This window comes from Filobacillus milosensis (assembly GCF_004402015.1).
Taxonomy (GTDB): domain Bacteria; phylum Bacillota; class Bacilli; order Bacillales; family Alkalibacillaceae; genus Filobacillus; species Filobacillus milosensis.
In genome coordinates this window covers 70,354-90,282 of the sequence record NZ_SOPW01000011.1, presented here as the reverse complement: position 1 = coordinate 90,282, position 19,929 = coordinate 70,354, and the positions used below count along the sequence as shown (strand labels likewise).

Genomic DNA, 19,929 nt, shown 5'->3' with positions numbered 1-19,929 from the left:
GTCGCGCACTCACCCTTGCCTCTTTTGTGTAGGGGGAAGTTTTCCGAATATTACCCAGTTACCTGGGGTGTTTCTGTATGCAAACCGGACGGCTGCCCAGCTTAACAAAGTGATCATGAATTTTTATGCTTGATAGGTCAGCGGATCACCAAAGATTAGCAGGCGTCGAGTTTTCAATCAGTACGGCAAAAATCGCATTTTATCTAGCTTCCATGTGCTGCGTTAACTTATCTCGAAGACGGATGATTTCTGAGTCAGGTACGACATAATACCATACACCACCCATCATTTTTCCGCTTCCTTCGATGAATTCTTTTTCCTGGTTGTTGCGTGTGCTTCGGTAGTCTTTGAATAGTGCTCTGATTGTCGCCATATCGACGTTGGACTCTGCGTTCTCACCTGCTGCATCAAGAATCGGGTCAACTTTTGTGACAGAGCTGACTGATGATGCTTTTTCGATAAAGGCATTAATCACTTTTTGCTGACGATCATTACGGCCAAGGTCACCGCGGGGGTCTTCTTTACGAATGCGTGTATAGATCAGTGCCTCTTGCCCACTTAGCGTCAGCTCACCTTTCGGAAAGTCATACTCTTTACGCGTTAGGTGTATATCGTTTTGCACGGTAATTCCACCCATCGCATCGACCACATCAACAAGACCTTCCATGTTAATTTTCGCGTAATAGTGCACCGTCGTGTCGAGGAAGTTTTCTACCGTGCGAACGGAAAGATCTGAGCCGCCAAAGGCGTACGCATGGTTGATTTTATCCATACCTACTCCCGGGATTTCGACATACGTGTCACGCGGGATGTTAAACTTCAGCATCTCGTTCGTGTGCGGGTTGAGTGACAAGAGCATCATGGTATCTGAGCGTCCCTTGTCCCCTTCGCGCTTATCGACTCCGAGTAATAATATATTAATAGATTCCTCATTCTCTAGGGCTGAAGCGACATCACGGTTCTTGTCTGATTCAAGCGGCGTGTACATCGCTTCCACTGTGTCGCCAACCTTCAAGTAGAGGTAGGCTCCGAATGCTAAAAGTGCGACTAGGAGTACGCCTGCTGTTGTCATTATGATTTTCTTTTTGTTGGATTTATTTTGTTTTTCAGTGCGACGTTCTTTTCTTGTCGTCATTTTCATTATCCTTTCAATTGAAAGCTTACAAGGTTATTATACCCTCTTGAAAATGAATTTAACTTTAAAAGAAAATTAGAATTTAGTGAGAAAGGTGTGGATTGGTTGGGGAGGATGGGGTAAAGCAAGAAAAACCAGCAATGTTGCAATCGCCCGAAGCAACAAATACTGGTTTTCCCCCACCCAATAATATAGACGTTAATATAGTTAATTGGTTTCAATTTATTTAAAAGTTTTTTAGTGCGTCAAGATTAGAGAAGTGTGAAAGGACATGATAAATGATTATTTGATAGAAAAAATCACGAAATTCCCTTATGACTACTCTTCGTTGACCTTCCCCATTTTAGCCAACAGCTCGTTTCATCCACCTACTAATTAATTTTATATTTTGTTACCTATAATCAATTAAATTGTAATGTTACCTCGCTCGACCGGTCGAAGTGTGATGCAACTTCTACTAATCTTGACACTTATAGTTATACCAAGGATTTGCGATGTTGTAAAAGGCATGAAAATGCTTGTTTGGAGGGTGGGAAATGAGGTTTTCTTGATGGTTTGCTTAGATTTTTGATTGGATTGATTGAGAAAATGGAAATAGGATAGAATTTTAGTTTTTTAATGGAGTTAGGTTTGCGATTAATTGAGTTTGGATCTCGATTAATTGAGTTGAGTTTGATATTAATGGAGTTACTCCAGTGATTAATGGAGTTCATATTTGGATTAATGGATTTCTGCCAAAAAAAGCTTCCGTGCTAATCACGGAAGCTTTCATCTAATTTTCTTTTATACAATTGATCACTGTAATCTAGCAGAAATTGAAAAGCTGTTGAGTGGTCAAATTCCATATTGTATTTTGTTCCTTTTTTCTTTCCGACTTTTGTAAAACCATAGTTTCTCAGCATAAATCCAGCAGTCGGAACAGGCACTTGAAGCCATTCACTTGCTTGTCTGGCTGTTATTTCAGGTCCAAATAGTAAATAACGTTCTTTTAACCGGTTGAGCGGTGCTTGTCTATCAATAAAATTACAAGGCGAACACTTCCAAGCGTAGCCCATGCGATGTATCGTTTTCTGCCCACATTTTTCACATAGATAACCTGGCAGAAAATCTTCTTCCTTTAAATTATACTTTTCTAAAAAATCAGGATTGTGTCGTTCATGTGAGTTGATTAGCATTTGGGAAAGTTCTTGCGTTGGGATAGAAGGCAGGTATTGAAGTTTTTCTTTAAACTCATAGTATTTATGGCTTAAGCGAAATGGATAAATCACGCGTTCGTGGTGATTATCTTTAAGGTGAACATTTTTATTAACAAAAACTACGAGGGTTTCTATGGGAATGGTATAACCTCTCTGGGTTAGCCAATAATCGAGCTGGCGTGCTTGCTTCTCCACTTGGAGTATAGGATCTTGATAAGTCCTTATTTCACCGTTTGTGTGCTGAGTCATGATCCCTTTTTCATGATCAATCATGATGATATCTTTTAAATTTTTTATTTCTAGGATTAAGAAAAAGTTCTTCAAGATTAAAAGGGTATCGATTTCAAAATGCCAATCATTAATGGGGAGCCTTAAATTATGGAGACGGAAATGATCATCTAATATGTAATTCAAGTCATGGTCGATGGATAGTTCTCCTTTGTATCCTGAGCTGAAACTCGCTATGTCATCGTTAAAATCAGGAATTTTTGTCAGGTCTGCAATATTTCTATTGAGGGTTAACATTTTAAGCAGTTTAGTTGGAGGCTCGTGTGGTTTATTCATACTGAAGCCTTCTTTCATAAAGGGAGTAGTCAAGATTAGAAGTTGGTGTGAGCACGTTCAGGTTTTGGTAGTGGGAGAATATTTAATGGGAAAAACAGCTAATCTTGACAATATATTTATACCAAGTTAGATCATAGCTGTAAATTTCACGAACTTTTGATTTTTAAATGAGCTGTGAGTTTTTTGGATGGATTTTGATGAAAAAAAGTTGCTATTTGGCGAAAAATTGTAAGTTAGGTATTAATGTAGTTTTTATTTGGATTAATAGAGTTGGTTGAGTGATTAATGGAGTTGGAGTGCTTTTTAATGGAGTTGATTCACTTATTAATGAAGTTCCCACCTTGATTAATGGAGTTCATTCTAGTTTTTCTAAAATATGAGCTTGTTTCTATGAGGGAAATTATGTAGACGACTGATTAATGGAGTTCAACTTGGGATTAGTGAAGTTTGTTTTCTGATTAATGGAGTTGATCCTTCGATTAATGGAGTTCTCCTCTCGATTAACGCAGTATCTAATCTTTTAACCAAAAAAAGCTCCCGCACCAGGCGGGAGCCTCCATATTTCAATTAAGATTTTCTTAAGATTTTTCGTGATAGGTCGTCGAATAGTGTGTAGACGACTGGGATTAGCACGAGTGTGATCAGCATCGAGAATAAGAGTCCGAAGATGATCACGACGGCTAATGGTTGCTGGGCTTCTCCACCTTGACCTAGTCCTATTGACAGTGGGATCATCCCTAAGATGGTCGTAAGTGATGTCATTAGAATCGGGCGGAGACGGTTCGCTCCAGCCTCGAGTATTGCTTCAAATCTTTCAACGCCTTTTCGTCTCAGGATGTTAATGTAGTCGACCAGCACGATGGCGTTGTTCACGACAATTCCAGCGAGCATGATGACCCCGATAAAAGCCGGAATCGATAACGGCAAGCCTGTGACAAACAGGCCGAGTATGACCCCGATGATCATGGTCGGTAGTGAGAACATGATGATGAACGGGTGTAAGAAGTTTTCGAATTGCACGGCCATCACGGCGTACACTAGGAAAATTGAGAACACGAGCGCGAGTGCTAAGTCTTCAAATGCGTTCTGCATGTCTTCTGCCTGCCCACCGATGGAGTAGCTGTAGCCATCTGGGAAAGTCATGCCGCTTAAGCGCTCGTCAATTTCAGATGTCACGCTTCCTAAGTCACTTCCGACTAAACCACTCGTTACGTTGACACGGCGCTGCTGGTTTTGGCGCGTTAACGATGTCGGGCCTTGGACTTGTTCTAAGGAAGCGATTGTCGACAGTCGAATTTGTTCACCAGCTGGTGTGGTGATTTTCAAGTCTTCAACCTCTTCAATCGTGTCGCGTTCTTCTTTTGGTGTCATTACGCGAACACTTAGTTCTTCGCCTTCAGATCTAAATTGAGACGCGACTTGGCCGTTCAACTGCGAGCTAACTTGCCTCATCACTTGCTGGTAGGTCATGCCGTATTCTTGAGCTGCTTCACGGTCCACCTGAATCTGCATTTCAGGTCGCCCTTCATCCGCAGAAGTTCCAGGGTTGTGCACACCCTCAATGTCTTCAATGACGGTCACGACTTGCTCAGCTAATTCTGTTAAAACGTCATGGTCTGGGCCAGACAGTTGAATTTGGATTGGGTCTCCACTACTGATTCCCGCTCCGAGCACGCCAACTGAAATGTCAGCACCTGCGATTTGTTGGATTTGCTCATCCCATTTTTGCATGACTTCTTCTGTTGATAAGTCTCGCTCATCTTTTGGCACGAGCTGTATCATGTAAGATGCGTTGTTCGATTGCTGACCCATCGCCATTTGGCCACCGCCACCAACAGTCACAAAGCTCGACTCTACCAATTCTTCATCTTTTTCCATGATTTCATTAACTTGATCAACAACATCAGATGTTTCCTCCAGGTTCGTGCCTGATGGTGTCTGAACATCAATTTGAATCTGGCCTTGGTCCGCTTCAGGAATAAAAGCTAACCCTAATCGCGGAACGAGGATTAAGCTCGCTGCGATGACGACGGTCGTAATAATCACTGACGTTTTTCTAAATTTCAACGCACGGCGTAGCATTCCTTGGTATCCGCCTGCTAAACGATCTAAGAATCGGTCGAACCAATAGCGACGCCCCTGGCCACTGCTTAATTTTTTCAACATCTTAGATGAGAGCATCGGGATTAATGTGAGTGATGCTGCAAGTGATGCGATAAGTGAAAAGGCCACGGTTAGCGCGAGCGGCGTAAAGATCTCAGATGCGATTCCGTCAACGAACACGATCGGTAAGAATACGACGAGCGTTGTTGTTGTTGAAGCGATCACGGCTGGTGCGATTTCTGATGCACCAAGTTTCGCCGCTTCTTTCATTGAATAACCACTCTCTCGGTAGGTCACGATATGCTCGAGTATAACAATCGCACTGTCGACCATCATCCCGATTCCGAGCGCGAGTCCACCCATCGTCAGAATGTTGACGGTCTCACCTGTGAAGTACATCAGCGTGAATGTCGTGATGACCGCAATTGGTATTGAAAAACTGATAACAAGCGTTGCGCGGAAGCTCTTTAAGAATAAGAGTAAAATTAATATCGCAAACGCTGCCCCGAGTAATAAGTTTTGAACAACTGAGTCGATCGACATTCGAATAAAGTCAGCTGTATCAAATACGATATCGAGCTTGACGCCTTCAGGAAGTTTTTCTCTTGCGTCATCCATCGCATCTTGAATTTCATCGGATACGGCAACCGTGTTCCCGTCCGTTTTCTTTAGCACATTCATGACGACGGCTTCGCTACCGTTGACGAGTGATTTACTGTTTTGTTCAGTTAAGCCGCGTTCAACTTTCGCCACATCACTTAATTGTAAAAACTCACCTTGTGGCGTTTGGATCGCGGTCTCACGAATGTCTTCTAAAGAGTCGTATTCTCCAACAATTCGAATCTGTAATTCCTGGGTGCCTCGCGAAATGACGCCAGCAGATACCGATTGGTTGGCGCTTCGAATGGCGTTAAGCACTTGTTGCGATGATAAGCCGTATTGGCTTAAGCTCTGCTGGTTCAGCTCTACGCGAACTTCCTCGCTCACTCCACCTTCGATTTGTACAGAACCTATACCTTTTTGGCGTTCGAATAATGGCTGAATTTCATTTTCCGCCAGGCTTTGTAATGTTGCTTTGTCTGACCCGGTTAAACCAACCCACATGACCGGCATTTGCTGCGGGTCAAAGCGCAGCACATTTGGCTCGCCAGCACTATCTGGTAAAAAGCCTTTGACCCGATCGACGCTTTCCCGGACATTGAGTAGTGCGCTATCGAGGTCGGTATCGGTTGAAAACATTAAAATCACGAGTGAATTTCCAGGCTGCGATTGTGCCTGAATTGTCTCGACACCTTCTATGGTCGCGACTGATGATTCAATCGGTTTGGTGACGAGTTCTTCAACTTCTTGCGGCGCTGCGCCTTCATAATTCGTCGCAACCACCGCAATCGGTAAATCAATTTCAGGATACAAGTCGACTGATAGGTTTCTGAATGATACGAACCCGAGCGCTAAAATCGCAAGGATGATCATCGTTACGCCGACGGGACGTTTAATGGACGATTCTACGAGGCGCATTATTGACCCTCCTCAACGACGCGGATCTCCTGTCCGTCAGATAAAGTTAGCTGCCCGCGGACGACAATTGAATTGCCTTGTTCTAGCGCTCTGTCTTCTGTAGTGCGAATTGCTGTTCGTTCAGATTGCATCGCAACCACTTCGATTGGTACGCGCACCGCTTTGTTATCTTCTACTTTATAAAGTACAGTCTCGCCTTCACGTTCTACCACCGCTTCAGTCGGTACAGTCAAAACATTTTCAGCGATTATTTTTTCTAATAAAACTTGAGCGGTTACCCCAGCGCTAATTTTCTGACCTGGGTTCTCCACCTCAGCTTCAATGTTAAATGTTCCTGTCTCACCTGCTGTATCAGCAATATATGTGATTTTTGCCGTACCTTTTTCATCGAGCTGTGATACTGTGAAATCTAGTTCCTCATCTACACTAAAATTCTTTAACTCATTCGATGGCACATTGAACGATAGCTTTAACGGATCAATCGCCACAATCATGGCTGCCGGGTTTTCGTTCGTAATTGCACGACCCTGAACCATGTTTAATTGTTGGATTTGTCCGTCCATAGGTGCTTCCAATTCTGTGCGGCCGTATCGAGGGTTCACAATTTCAGCTAAAACATCTCCTTCTTCAACGGTATCTCCGCGCTTGACCATTAGTTCATCTACTTCACCTGCGAATTGTGGAATCGCTGGCATTTGATCACTTGGCATCATGCGCCCTATTAATGTACGCGTTTCTGTAAAGTCAGTTAGCGCAACATCCGCAACCTCAACTGGTGTTGCGACCGTTTCAGTTTCTTCCTCTTCCGGTTCCTCATTACAAGCTACTAATGTAACCATTGCGATTAATAATACCCAAATTATTTTTTTCATCTATTTTCACCCCGTTGTTGTTTTAGTTGTTTCTCTAACGCCTCAACATCCTCGTGGAGGTCGCTTAACTTTTTTAAATGATTAAGCATGGATTCGATTATGATTGATTGCGGTTCTTCCTTTTGTACTTCCACCTCAATCACATCAAGTGCTTCCAGTGCTTTTTCTTGATCATCATGAATCACACTTTGGATCTTTTGTCTGATTTTATTAAACGTTAATGCCTGATCTTGGAAAAAGTGAGGCAGCTGCTGAATCGGCGGTTGGGCCTTCTCCTCAATCATGCCGTAACACATATTATCCAGTCGTTTGACTAAAAACTCAGGCAAGTGATCCAGCTCGATTGCGTGCTCATCCATCACTAGCCAGCTCGAATAACTATGTAACAAGCCTTCCAGAAGTACCGCAGCATCATTTTGATACGGCTCGATGTCCTGGCCATATATCTCTAGAACATTCGCTTTCGACCATTCGAAGTTCTGCTGTCGCATTTTTAAAATAAACGATTCAGCATCATCACCAAGCGGTACTTGATCGCGCAACATCATAATAATCATTGGTTTATTTTCTAAAATAAAATCAAAATTAATTTTTAACTGTTTGATAAGCGTTTCTCTGGGTGTGGACGCTTCTTCCTTCGCTTTATTCATTTTCTCCAAAATCGTCCCGTAATAGTAGTCATATATCGAGACAATTAACTCTTCTTTTGATTGAAAGTAGTTATAGAATGAACCTTTAGCGACGTTTGCTTTATTCACGATTTCTTGAACCGATGTCGCGTGAAACCCTTTTTCCGCAAAAAGCTCAATACTGCTTTCGATTAAAAGTTTCTTCTTTTCATGCATATTTTTAGCCCCTCTTTTTAGAATGACCAGTCAGTCACTTTCTACTATACGTAAAAAAAATAGTCCTTACAACCTAAGAGGCTTGTTTAAATGTGAAAGATGTTTGAACGGACTAGTTAATTGAAGTTTTGTGAGCTATTAATGGAGTTGGAGTTGTAATTAATAGAGTTTATGTGCAGATTAATGCATTAACTTTACTTATTATTTGAATTTAATATGTTGGCTCCTGCAGGCAGGAGCCTTCCTTCTTGATATGTTTTTTTAAGTTCTTAGCGTTATTAATTGAGTTTAACTTACGATTAATGGAGTTGACTTCTCGTTTAATGAAGTTAATACTCTTTTTAATGGAGTTCTTCTTTGGATTAACGGAGTAGATTGTAGTTTAACTGAAATTTAATTTTTTAAACCAAAAATAAAACACCTCCCCTCTCTTTTACTGGTAAAAGTTTGGGGTGAGGTGCTTTATGAGATGTATTGATCTTTTATGAAATAGCCAAACACATGGCTTGCGATCAAAATTTGGTTGCGCATTTTATTGTAAGGTATATCAACTTGGTAAGTGTCTTCATTATAGAACGTAATTTTGGTTTCTTTTTTATTACCATATGCCGCTTCGTATTCTTTGACATGGCAGTAGGCAATCCATTCACAGCCTGGATCTTTGATTTTTCGTGTTGGCATTAAAATAATACCTTTGCTTGGTTCGACAGGTATGGGAATCATAACTTTCTTCTTCGTCACATACTCGACTGCTCGTTTTCGCCCATCCATCGTTGCGCCGCCTAATTGTATGCAGGAAGAGTCAATGATGTTGATAGGCGTTTGTTTCGCAAGTATAATTCTGTCCTTTTCGTAAATTTTGCTTTGATAAATGGGATCATAATTAGGTGAAATGAGCATCGTCTGGTTCTTAATACAGTACTTATCTGTTTTTTCAACTGGTACCATATCTTTTACTCCTCCTATTAATTACTTCCATTTTTGTTACATACATATTTTACAATATTTTTAAATAATGTGAATATATTTACTCAAAATTTTTTAAAAAATTTTGATATTTTGTCATTATCAATAAAAATGCTAGTGGATTTGTCGATATAACAAGAAAGGTCTGAGTGAGGTGATTTTATGGATGTCGCAGCAGCTTCTGTTGTGATGAATCAAGCACAGTTAAAGCAACAAGTGGGTATGAGTTTGATGGGCAAAGCTAAGGACCAGGCTAATATCCAAGCGGAAGGTTTAATGAAAATGTTAGAGTCTTCAAATGTCCAACACCCTAATTTAGGCAATCACCTTGATGTGAAGGCCTAGTGAGTTGGAAGCTCCTGCTTAGGCAGGAGCTTTTTTTAATGGAGTGATTGGGGTGATTAATGGAGTTGGGAGCTCGATTAATGGAGTTGCTAATCCGAATAATGGAGTGTCTCCTCCGATTAATGGAGTTGAAGCAAATTTTAATGTAGTTGCATCCTCGTTTAATGGAATTTTTAACATAAAAAAGCTTTCGCCTTAAAGCGAAAGCTTCGATTATTACTCTTCTTCTTTTTCTTTCTCAGGGTCATCCATGTCGTCTTGCATTTGGTCGTCTTCATTTCCACCGTTACCGCCATTGTCGCCATTCATGCCACCATCGCCATTACCGCCATTTTCACCGTTACCACCGTTTTCGCCGCCATCTTCAGGCTGCTCTTGGTTTTGGTCTGGCTCTTGCTCATCTGTGGCACATGCGCCTAATGTTCCTACAACTAGAATTGAAGCCAACAGTAATTTGATTAATTTCATATTTGTACCTCCTAATGTTGTATTCCTCGAGCATAGTGTTACCATTATTTGAGTTTTTATCAATATTAATGCAATTTATTTTTCTTCTTCTGTGCTCGTAGATATCCCATGGAGGCAGCAAATGTTGAGGCACGCTTTGGAATGCCTTCTTTCATTAATTCGCGTGAGACTTTTTCGATTTTTTCGCCGGGATTTTCTTGTTTTGTCATCATGAAACCTCCTTGGTTTTATTATGACAAAAAATCCTGCCGCTACTCACGACAGGATTAAAATTATTTATCTTCATTTGGATCAACAACAGCAAACATGATTTCCGCTTCACATGCTGTCTCGCCATCAACTGTGGCAATGGCTTTACCTTTACCAATTGGTCCTTTTAATCGTATAATTTCGACTTCAAGCTTTAAGCGATCACCTGGTTTGACTTGACGTTTGAAACGACATTTATCAATTCCAGTAAACATGCCTAGCTTGCCTTTATTTTCTTCCTTTTTCAAAATAGCGACAGCTCCGACTTGCGCTAATGCTTCAACAATTAAGACACCCGGCATAACCATGTACTCAGGAAAATGTCCTTGGAAAAACGGTTCATTTGCCGTTACGTTTTTGTACCCAACAGCACGCTTTCCTTCTTCTAGTTCGTCGACTTGATCAATTAATAAAAATGGATAACGATGAGGGATAATCGATTTAATTTGTTCGATATCTAACATGGTGTACCTCCTTGGATAAAGTTACTTACCTTGAATATAGTCCCAAATATTTTCCCAGAACTCTAAATCACGTACAACAGATGGATCTTCACCTTCGCCTAATGTTGCATAACCAAAAGATAGACCAAAAATGAATGCTCCTACACAGAGCGCAGCGACTAATATGACACGCAACCAGACTGGTATAAAACGAATGCGTCTTTTGAAAAAGCCAGGTTTTTTTTCTGTTTCTTTTTTCTTCGCCTCTTTAGCTTCTCTGCGTTTCTTTCGATTATTCGTATCTTGACCTTCTTTGGGTTCATTTTCACTTTTATTAAAAACTTTTGTCTCGTTTTTTTGTTCTTCTGAAGTCATGTGTAAACCTCTATTCTATGAAAGCATTATGTACATAAGGGAAAATACATCCCTTAACTATTTTAATGAGTAAAACTTAACTATGCAACATTACAGCGAGTTATTAAGATCTCATATTTCCGATTAGCCCCATCATTTGATCGCCGAGACGGATTGACTGGGCATTAAATGAGTATGCGCGTTGTGATTCCAGAAGTGTTGTGAATTCCTTTGCCATATCAACATTTGATGATTCTAATGCACCTGGAAGAAGGTTGCCTTCTTCTGGAACGACATCATTAACAATATTAGCAACTGGAACACCTAAGTCCTCTTCATCTAATCTAAACGTGTTTGCACCAACTGCCTCTAAGGCGTTCGGGCGTGCAATATCAACAAGTTGTAGAGTTGCTTCAACTTCTTTGTTTTGACCACGTGTCACTCGAACTGATCCATCTTTTAGAATTTCAATATCATTAAAATTATTATCCAATACAATAGGACCATTCTGACCTTGGACAGGTGTGCCATTGCTTGTTGTCAGCATCACTTCTTCATTATTGTTTACGGGTTGGATATAAAAATTCCCCGCGCGCGTAAATCGCTCTTCAGTTCCACCGTTTTCTAATGGTGCGTTAACCACAAAGAATCGATTGGCATCTTGAATGGCAACATCCAATGCACGTCCAGTTCTTTGAGGTGCGCCCACACTGAAGTTCATGCTCGTATGCCCTAATTTGGCACCTGAGCCAACACGAATCCCTTCAGGTGTAAAACGTGGAGATTCTTCATCTCCTTCACCAATATTATTCACTTGTTGGAACAATAATGATGAGAATTGAGCCTGCTTTGATTTATACCCGTATGTATTCATGTTGGAAAGGTTATTTGATGTTAAGTCCATGCGTTGTTGCAATTGTCCCATTGTTGACGCTGCATTTAACATACTACGCATTCCCTAATCCCCCTATCTCAGACGGCCAATTTGGTTGGCTGCCATATCCATACTTTTATCGTAAGTCTTGACGACTTGTTGGTTAATTTCGAATAAACGATATGATCTCATCATTTCAGTCATGGTTTGTTGTGGGTCGACGTTTGAGCTTTCAAGTTGGCCTTGTGAAACACTAAAGTCAACTCCTGCAGTCGCTCTTGCATCAACCGCTTCAACCTCTCCTTCATTTCTAAAAAGGTTTGCGCCTTCTTTAACGAGATCGTTCGCATTCGGGTGATAAGCAATTCCAAGCATGGTGTTATCAAAAGGAGAAATCACTTGTCCATTTTCTGTTACTTGAAACTGTTCTGTTCCAGTTTGAATACGGTTATTATTTTCGTCTAATACATAATTCCCGTTTGAAGTCGTTAAAAAACCTTCAGCATCAACTGTGAAGTTCCCGTTACGTGTGTAACGAATGTCACCGTCACCGTTTTGGATTGTATAAAATAAAAATCCTGTATCGTCTGGCATATCACCGTTAATGAGTGCTAAGTCAGTTGATAAACCAGTATCACGTGTTGAACCTTGTTCAAAAAGTGGAATACCTTCCTGCATATAAACGCCGGTATTGATTGCGCCGACATTTGTGTTATGTGGAAGTTGAAGGTTGCTTTGTGTCGGTATTTTCTGACTGTCATAAGCACGGATGAGCATTTCTGGAAATGCACGCATGGTTGAGCGATCTGCTTTGTAACCTGGTGTGAGTATGTTGGACATATTGTTGGAAAGTGATTCTTGGTATCGTTGTTGCGCAATCATGCCAGCTCCTGCAGTGTTATAGCCTCTAAGCATAACAAGCGCCTCCTTTAATGGGTGAATCGTTTTTATGTATAGCCAAGGCTTGCGGTCCCTTCGTTGTTCAAAAAGGAAAAGCCGCATCTGCCTTGGCTGGTGTTGTACTTCTATGAATGGTCTTGCAAAATTTTTTAAAAAATATGAATCGTTTCTTGCGGACGATGTTACCCAATCTTCGCGATTTTGTCGATGTTTTCTAGCATGATGCCTGTACCTCTGGCTACGCAGTGCATTGGTTCTTCTGCGATGAAGACTGGAACTTTAAGTTCTTCTGCCATTAATTGATCTAGCCCGTCAAGTAGTGCACCGCCACCTGTTAGGATGACACCACGGTCGATAATATCTGCAGATAGTTCTGGTGGTGTGTTTTCAAGTACGGTTTTAGCTGCCTGAACGATTAGTGAAACAGATTCTTTAAGTGCGCCTTCGATTTCTTCTGAACCAATTGTAATGGTGCGTGGTAGACCTGATACAAGGTCACGGCCACGAATGTCGATCGTTTCGTTGCGTGATCCTGGGAAGACAGTTGCTACGTTGATCTTGATGTCTTCTGCAGTACGGTCACCGATAAGTAATTTATATTTACGTTTGATGTATTGTAAAATCTCTTGATCCAGTTTGTCACCGGCCATTTTAATAGATTCAGAGGTTACGATATCGCCCATTGATAATACTGCAATGTCTGTCGTTCCTCCACCGATGTCAATAACCATGTTACCGCTTGGCTGGAAGATATCCATTCCTGCGCCAACTGCTGCTACTTTTGGTTCTTCTTCTAAGTAAACTCTCTTACCGCCGCTCTTTTCAGCCGCTTCTTTAATCGCTTTTTGCTCAACTTTTGTTATGTTTGTTGGGCAGCATACTAAAATACGTGGTTTTGAGAACATACCTTTAACGTTAATTTTACCGATGAAATAGCGTAGCATCGCTTCAGTCACGTCAAAGTCTGCGATGACTCCATCTTTAAGTGGACGAATCGCCTCAATGTTCCCAGGCGTACGTCCGACCATACGACGTGCGGCATGTCCTACTTCTAGGACCCTACCTGAATTTTTATCCATTGCAACCACTGATGGTTCGTTTAATACAATTCCTTTTCCTTTTACATGAATCAGCACATTAGCTGTACCTAAGTCAATTCCAATATCTCTAGCAAACATGAATTAATGATCCCCCTGACACGTGCGAAAATATAGTATTCTATTGTAATATTTTATCACTTTTTGGGTGGAGTGTCACATTGTTTTTAACTTGTTTGTAAAACTTTAGGACGGATGGACTACTTAGTATGACAATTTGTTTTCAAAAGGGTGAATGTTGTGGTGGTTTTTGTGATTAATGGAGTTCAAGAACGTTTTAATGGAGTTTAGATTGTGATTAATGAAGTTGTTGAACTGAATAATGGAGTTTTGTGTTGGATTAATTGAGTTTGTTTGCTGATTAATGGAGTTCATTTTTATTTAAATGAAGTTTTCATAAATTAGGGCAAAAAAAAGAGCATTTTCCTTTTTGGAAAAAGCTCATTCAGATTTATTTGTGCCACCTGAGATTAATTCGGAAAGTATTTCTTTCAACCCAATGACTGCGAAGGTTAATAATCCGTTTGCAAATGCTACAGGTATTCCTAAACCCATAAGTCCTTCTAGGGTGAGATAGACAAGACCGATCAGCATATTAAATCCTATAAGAATAAGATAGTGAGTCTTATTAAGTTTAAACAGACATGCCAGGGCGCTGATTAATAATATAAACCATCCCATTTCCTGCATTATATTGACTCATTTATGTCCTCCTAATGGTGGGCTGAGTTTCTTTTACTATTCTGCCAGTTCGTTAAATATATTTCAATTTACAATAAAACAGTTCAATTAGGGATGTGGATTTCACTCCTTAATTGAGCTGCTTACTTTTTTAATTTAATTGATACTATTTTAATGAACCTGTTTTGAGTGCTCATGATTTACGATGAGATCAAAGTATTTCAGCTGTAATGGTTCTGCGACAATTCTGCCTTCGTAGAACGTGTTTTCTATAAAAATTTCTGCGATGGCCAGGGTGCGTTCGTCGCCTTCTGTTAATGCAAAATCAAGGATTGCAACGGCTTCTAGAATATCGGTCATCATTTGTGCAATTTTCTTTGGATACATGAGCTGGCTGCGCTCATCAAACGATGTTAGTTCAGCAAGTGCCTTCCCTAGTGTTTTCATAGCTCCGAAAACAGGGGTGGCGAGTTCATTCGCCTTTCCTTCTAATTTGGCCAAGCGATTTTTCATTTTTTCCAAAAAGAATTCGTGAATCTGGTACTTTTTAAGTAATCGCATGACTTCGAGACCCAGGATGTTTGCGGTGCCTTCCCAAACGGTTAGGACTTGGGCGTCGCGCAGTAATCGAGGTGTCACGAAGTCTTCGATATAACCGTTACCACCGTGCATTTCGATAGATTCGTGTGAAAACTCGATGGCTTGCTCGGCGGTTTCTTTTTTAAGTAGGGCGATGTAAAGTCTGAGTAATGCTCGCTCTTCTTCGTTCGCGTGGCCGCGCATGACTTCATCGAAAAGGTCGATCATGTCAAAGGTTGCGACCATTTCTGTTTCAAGTTTGACAGCAAGGTTGACAAGGGTTTCCTGGATCATTGGGTATTGCACAAGCGAGCCGCCAAATGCTTCCCGGTTCGTTGCGTAATCACGAGCCTCTATATATGCTCGGCGCATGATTCCAAGTGACGCGACGGTATTACAGACACGGGAAAGGTTCAGCGCCTCCATCATGTACTTAAACCCTTGTGAGGGATCACCGACAAGATAGGCTTTGGCACCTTCGAATTCAACTTCGGCTGACGGGACAGCGCGCACACCGAGCTTATCTTTTAGACGGCGGATGCTCAGGAGGTTTGTTGCTCGGTTTTCTTCCCATGGAACCAAGAAAAGGCTTAGCCCGCGTGTCCCGGATGGTGCGCCTGGAATTCTTGCCAGCACCATGGTCACTCCGCACTGTCCTGCGTTACTGGCAAAATATTTTTCACCATATAAACGGTAGTAATCACCATGGTCTTCTGCTCTAACTTCATTTGCACCCACATCTGAGCCGCCTTGGCGTTCGGTTAAAAATGTGGCGCCTTCAAATAACTCAACGTCTCCGGTTGAAATCACGTGTGGAAGGAATTTTTCGCGCAAATCCTCATCAGCGTAATAGTCGATGAGGTATGCAGTTGCCATCGTTAAGGTCACTGGGCAATAAAAGCCTGGCTCACTTTGGGATAACAGGTAGCCTTGGGCGTAGGAGTAAATGTAGTTGCCGCGCTTACCCAGTTCGGGGATATTTTTATGTATATAGCCGACGATGCCTGTATTGTAGGTGTCTTCGACGGTCTGTTGATATCCCTCATTGACCCACACGTGATTGATTTCATTACCCATTTTGTCATATTTAATTAAGCGTGGCTGGCCTTCACGATCGGTGTGTGCGGCGCGTTCGTCGATTTCGTTTGCCACTTGATCACCGAATGTCGTTAAAGCCTGATCCGCGTACCTGAAAAATTTATTAGGAAGGTGCTTCTCTAACAGTCGTTTAAGTAACGCGTCTTCCGTGTAAAAGTTCTTTCTCATTTGTACATGCTGCCCCCTTTTTTTCAAAATTTTCTATATATTTATTTTAGCATGTTAACCCTTTAATTTTGAAAATATATTCGTTTTTTTCTAGCACGTTTTATGCTAGTCTTTTTATTAGATAAAATTTGCGATAATTCAATCAAACGTTTGTTTGATTTTTGTGCGTAGGAGGATCAATAATGGATTTAAAAAGTATTGGAGCTTTTATATTAATTGGTGCCATTGTGGTAACGATGTTTTTTATAAATCAAAATGAAGATGACCAATCGAATCATTATTATGTGTTTTTAATGGATGGAGAGACTGAGCATTGGGAATTGGATCAGTATAAAGTGGAGCTGGTTCCAACTAATCAGGTCGCTGGAAATGGCATTCTAAACTATGTAGGTGAAGAAAATATTAAAGTTGAGGATTTCAACTTCCGCACATTCGCGCTTGTTGATGGACTTGATATTGCTCTTCAAGGGGTTTCAAGGTCATGGAATAAACCGGTTGAATTAGGAAATTCACCGACTGGTACGGTGGATTCATCACTTTTTAAGCCAAATGGTGACCCTGTTTTATTTAAGGATATTGAAAAAATTTATGCCGTGATACAGTGGACAGAAGCTGGTGGTGAAACGGTTAAAGAAGAAATGACCCTTTATGAACGTAGAAGTCGATAAAGGAGTGCCCGTCACAGGTAGGGTGCCTCGCTCAATTTAAGTTTGATGAATATGTATGGGTGACAGGCGATGTTTGTACTAAACAGTTGTCGTCTGATCTCTGTACTTTTTGCGCGTCGCCTCCCCGCCACGTATATGTCTGATCGACTTATGGTAATCTAAAACTTCCTTAACTTCTTTCGCTAAGGCTGGGTTAATCGCTGGAAGCCTTTCGGTTAAATCTTTGTGCACGGTGCTTTTTGAAACCCCGAAATCTTTCGCAATAACACGTACAGTTTTCTTTGTCTCTAACAGGTGCTCCGCGATTTTGATCGTTCTGTCTTTGATGTAATCGTGCAAACTCCTCGCCTCCTGATGTACCTCTAAAGATGTGATGGTACAGTTTATTCAGGAATTGACGGAAATATGTTAATGAGTTAAAGAGTTGTGATTAAACCATTTCAAAGTTCGATTTTGAATCAGACGAATCACTTCAGGCGGACGCTTTCCGCGGGCGATCCGCAAGCCTCCTCGTTCGTTCCTCACTGTGGGGTCTTGCCTGGCTCGCTATTCCCGCAGGAGTCGCCGCCTTACGTTCTCTGCAGAATTAACTTTAGTTTTTTATATATTATTTAGCATATTAATATCCAAACAAAAAAATCCTCGCTTATCTCAGCGAGGATTTTTATTATTCGTTATTGAAAATTCGGGTTGACTGGTTCGCCGTTTTCTAGAAGACGGAAGTGTACTTTTGTAGTTTCTTCGTCTCCATACACGTTTGTACCGGAAACTCCAATGACATCACCTTGATCAAGTTCGTCACCTTCAGCTACGTTCACTTCTGATAAGCTCGCGTAGAAAGTCGAGCGTGTCTCATCATGCTCAATCTCAACAACTTTACCTAGTAATTCGTCATCGAAAACAGCTGTTACTGTTCCGCTAAGGGCAGCAACCACTTCAAACGCTTTTCCATCTTTAGATGAAATATCGACGCCTTTACTTTGGTAGTAAGAGTTGTTGTAGAAAATAAGTGCACTCTCTTGTTCTTCTTCAGTTGCTTCAGCGTCATAATAGTTTGTAATGATTTCAGCTTGATCCCCTAATAGTGTCGGCATCACTAAATCCTCTTGATCGGCCATAACTGGAACTGAGTCGTCGTCATTTGTGTTGTCGACTAAGTCAGCTGGATTCTCTTCATTCACTGCATCGTTGTCAGTGACATCATTCGATGCGTTGAATTGATAAACCATAACCCCGGCTAATATTACAGCTACTAGCGTAATGTATAGCGTAGGGTAAAACCAGCGTTGGCGCGTCAAGCGTTTCCATTTAGATTGTTGCATGAGTTTCCTTTCTTTTTCATTCATTTTCATCACCTCAGCAACATTCTGAACGAAAAAAAAGGATTATATACATTGGAAATACAAATTTTTTAAAAAAATATCACGAATTTTAGATTATTATCGAATTTATGGGTAAACTAAAGCATTTGTCGAATTAATTCATCGCGCTTAAGGAGCCAATGATCTCTTGAATATCACTGATTTCGACGCCCTTGTAATAATGTTTGACAATTTCTTTATAATCGCTACCAGCTTCAGCCATTCCATTAGCACCATATTGACTCATCCCCACACCATGGCCATAACCTTTTGTTGTGAAAATGATATGATCACCTTTTACCTCTATGGTAAAGTCGTTCGAACGTAAGCCCAGTAACTCACGAACCTCTCTACCTGAGAATGTTTTTCCACTGATTGTAATTTCTTTTATTCGATGACTATCTGTTCTTACAGTATTAGAAACTTGAATCGCCTGTTGATCAATTCCAAGTTTATTTACAACTTCAGTTCTCGTTAGTATTTGTTGTTCTAAATATTCAGGTGAATTTTCATCCCATGGACTTTGAACACTTTTTAAATATGGGATCTCATTTTGCCAGTAATCTTCTGCATTTTCAGTATAACCATTACTGGTTGAGAAAAACTGCGCCGTTATCGGCTGACCACTATACGTAATGATTTGACCTCTTGTTTCTTGAACAGCCTGCTTAATTTTATTGATCTTCCAGGAATAATCAACACCCCATGCGCTTCTTAATTCATCCATATTTTTATAGACCTGGTGTTGTACAGTATCCGTAACATCATACTCCTCCGTTGCTCCACCGTTTACTAATTTTTGAACGATATACGTTCGTGCGGCGAGTGCCTGTGCCTTAATAGCTTCTAGTTCAAAACTTGCCGGAACTTCAGATGATACCACTGACACCACGTACTGTTCTAATGGAACTTCCTCAATTTGTCCGCTTGCACTTCTCATCACTTGAACTGTTGGCTGATCCGTTAAGTCCAGTTGGGTTTCTTGCGTTTCATTCAATTCAATGGATTCAGTGGATGCCTTCGAAAACGGCAGTACAATAACCGCTGGTAACACAGCAATGACTGCTATTAAAATGGCGACAAATACAAGTCCTTCTCGATTTTTAATCATAGCGACAGCTCCTCCTCTAGATCAAACTGTATCTATCATATAAGTATTACCAAAATGAATTTAATAGAACCAAAACAGTAGATTTATTTCATAGAAACTTGTCCGAATTGTGGCTCTAACTGGTTTGAGGGGCTGTCTATTATATCTTCTAAATATTGATAAATTTAAATGGAGTTCGTAGACGGAATAATGGAGTTGACGTTGCGATTAACAGAGTTAGGAATGGGATTAATGTAGTTAGTGATCAGATTAATAGAGTGCTTTAACTTTTTAATGGAGTTCATACTTCTATTAAAAGAATAATGAAGTTGATGTCCATTTTAATTGAGTTATT

At 40.8% G+C, this 19,929-nt stretch carries 21 protein-coding genes; 2 read left to right on the top strand and 19 right to left on the bottom strand.

All coding sequences use genetic code 11. From position 1 onward, the window contains the following. Positions 1 to 199 precede the first annotated feature (199 nt). The 6 genes from E3U55_RS11195 to E3U55_RS11170 form a co-directional block, all read right to left on the bottom strand. Positions 200 to 1,135 carry an LCP family glycopolymer transferase gene (locus E3U55_RS11195; RefSeq protein ID WP_194840893.1) on the bottom strand — a complete coding sequence of 312 codons (936 nt, stop codon included), beginning with the start codon at positions 1,133 to 1,135 and terminating at the stop codon, positions 200 to 202. Positions 1,136 to 1,887: 752 nt separating this feature from the next. Further along, positions 1,888 to 2,895, bottom strand: a complete 1,008-nt coding sequence (locus E3U55_RS11190; protein WP_194840892.1) for a nuclease-related domain-containing protein — start codon at positions 2,893 to 2,895, stop codon at positions 1,888 to 1,890. 567 nt (positions 2,896 to 3,462) lie between these two features. Further along, positions 3,463 to 6,516, bottom strand: coding sequence for an efflux RND transporter permease subunit (locus tag E3U55_RS11185; protein WP_134340519.1), 3,054 nt, complete (start codon positions 6,514 to 6,516; stop codon positions 3,463 to 3,465). Next, complete coding sequence (locus E3U55_RS11180; protein ID WP_134340518.1) at positions 6,516 to 7,388, bottom strand: efflux RND transporter periplasmic adaptor subunit; 873 nt, start codon at positions 7,386 to 7,388, stop codon at positions 6,516 to 6,518. The genes E3U55_RS11185 and E3U55_RS11180 overlap by 1 nt, the downstream gene beginning before the upstream one ends. Next, positions 7,385 to 8,233, bottom strand: a complete 849-nt coding sequence (locus E3U55_RS11175) for a TetR/AcrR family transcriptional regulator (protein WP_134340517.1) — start codon at positions 8,231 to 8,233, stop codon at positions 7,385 to 7,387. The genes E3U55_RS11180 and E3U55_RS11175 overlap by 4 nt, the downstream gene beginning before the upstream one ends. 462 nt (positions 8,234 to 8,695) lie before the next feature. Further along, entirely contained in the window at positions 8,696 to 9,181 is a 486-nt protein-coding gene (locus E3U55_RS11170) for a competence protein ComK (RefSeq protein ID WP_134340516.1), read from the bottom strand. 180 nt (positions 9,182 to 9,361) lie between these two features. On the opposite strand from E3U55_RS11170, the gene E3U55_RS11165 reads away from it, so the two are divergent. Continuing rightward, positions 9,362 to 9,544: a YjfB family protein gene (locus E3U55_RS11165; protein WP_134340515.1), complete on the top strand. Its 183-nt coding sequence runs from the start codon at positions 9,362 to 9,364 to the stop codon at positions 9,542 to 9,544. 18 nt (positions 9,545 to 9,562) lie between these two features. Here the strand turns inward: E3U55_RS11165 and E3U55_RS17380 are convergent, their stop codons facing one another. The 10 genes from E3U55_RS17380 to E3U55_RS11125 form a co-directional block, all read right to left on the bottom strand. Continuing rightward, the gene (locus tag E3U55_RS17380; RefSeq protein ID WP_153801937.1) at positions 9,563 to 9,724 is read right to left on the bottom strand and encodes a hypothetical protein; all 162 of its coding nucleotides are present in this window, start codon (positions 9,722 to 9,724) and stop codon (positions 9,563 to 9,565) included. Between the two features lie 36 nt (positions 9,725 to 9,760). Then, positions 9,761 to 10,012 (bottom strand): hypothetical protein, encoded by a 252-nt coding sequence (locus tag E3U55_RS11160; RefSeq protein WP_134340514.1) that lies wholly within the window; start codon positions 10,010 to 10,012, stop codon positions 9,761 to 9,763. Between the two features lie 65 nt (positions 10,013 to 10,077). Continuing rightward, positions 10,078 to 10,221, bottom strand: a complete 144-nt coding sequence (locus E3U55_RS17565) for a hypothetical protein (protein ID WP_194840897.1) — start codon at positions 10,219 to 10,221, stop codon at positions 10,078 to 10,080. Between the two features lie 63 nt (positions 10,222 to 10,284). Next, complete coding sequence (gene fabZ / locus E3U55_RS11155) at positions 10,285 to 10,725, bottom strand: 3-hydroxyacyl-ACP dehydratase FabZ (RefSeq protein WP_134340513.1); 441 nt, start codon at positions 10,723 to 10,725, stop codon at positions 10,285 to 10,287. A 21-nt stretch (positions 10,726 to 10,746) separates the two neighbouring features. Further along, complete coding sequence (locus E3U55_RS11150) at positions 10,747 to 11,079, bottom strand: DNA-directed RNA polymerase subunit beta (RefSeq protein WP_134340512.1); 333 nt, start codon at positions 11,077 to 11,079, stop codon at positions 10,747 to 10,749. A gap of 103 nt (positions 11,080 to 11,182) precedes the next feature. Next, on the bottom strand, positions 11,183 to 12,013 hold the full coding sequence (locus E3U55_RS11145; RefSeq protein ID WP_134340511.1) for a flagellar hook-basal body protein: 831 nt from the start codon (positions 12,011 to 12,013) through the stop codon (positions 11,183 to 11,185). Between the two features lie 12 nt (positions 12,014 to 12,025). Continuing rightward, positions 12,026 to 12,847, bottom strand: a complete 822-nt coding sequence (locus E3U55_RS11140; RefSeq protein ID WP_134340510.1) for a flagellar hook-basal body protein — start codon at positions 12,845 to 12,847, stop codon at positions 12,026 to 12,028. A gap of 167 nt (positions 12,848 to 13,014) precedes the next feature. Further along, positions 13,015 to 14,010 carry a rod shape-determining protein gene (gene mreB, locus E3U55_RS11135; protein ID WP_134340509.1) on the bottom strand — a complete coding sequence of 332 codons (996 nt, stop codon included), beginning with the start codon at positions 14,008 to 14,010 and terminating at the stop codon, positions 13,015 to 13,017. Between the two features lie 360 nt (positions 14,011 to 14,370). Next, on the bottom strand, positions 14,371 to 14,619 hold the full coding sequence (locus E3U55_RS11130; RefSeq protein ID WP_134340508.1) for a hypothetical protein: 249 nt from the start codon (positions 14,617 to 14,619) through the stop codon (positions 14,371 to 14,373). A 162-nt stretch (positions 14,620 to 14,781) separates the two neighbouring features. Next, complete coding sequence (locus E3U55_RS11125; RefSeq protein ID WP_134340507.1) at positions 14,782 to 16,455, bottom strand: acyl-CoA dehydrogenase family protein; 1,674 nt, start codon at positions 16,453 to 16,455, stop codon at positions 14,782 to 14,784. A 182-nt stretch (positions 16,456 to 16,637) separates the two neighbouring features. On the opposite strand from E3U55_RS11125, the gene E3U55_RS11120 reads away from it, so the two are divergent. Beyond that, the gene (locus tag E3U55_RS11120) at positions 16,638 to 17,123 is read left to right on the top strand and encodes a hypothetical protein (protein WP_134340506.1); all 486 of its coding nucleotides are present in this window, start codon (positions 16,638 to 16,640) and stop codon (positions 17,121 to 17,123) included. Between the two features lie 78 nt (positions 17,124 to 17,201). On the opposite strand, the gene spoIIID is transcribed toward E3U55_RS11120, so the two are convergent. From spoIIID to spoIID, 3 genes are all read right to left on the bottom strand, one after another. Then, a complete protein-coding gene (spoIIID, locus tag E3U55_RS11115) occupies positions 17,202 to 17,462 on the bottom strand; it encodes a sporulation transcriptional regulator SpoIIID (protein WP_134340505.1) in 261 nt (86 codons plus the stop codon). Between the two features lie 335 nt (positions 17,463 to 17,797). Continuing rightward, the gene (locus tag E3U55_RS11110) at positions 17,798 to 18,469 is read right to left on the bottom strand and encodes a M23 family metallopeptidase (RefSeq protein ID WP_194840891.1); all 672 of its coding nucleotides are present in this window, start codon (positions 18,467 to 18,469) and stop codon (positions 17,798 to 17,800) included. A gap of 130 nt (positions 18,470 to 18,599) precedes the next feature. Then, positions 18,600 to 19,595, bottom strand: coding sequence for a stage II sporulation protein D (gene spoIID / locus E3U55_RS11105; protein ID WP_134340503.1), 996 nt, complete (start codon positions 19,593 to 19,595; stop codon positions 18,600 to 18,602). Positions 19,596 to 19,929: the final 334 nt, after the last annotated feature.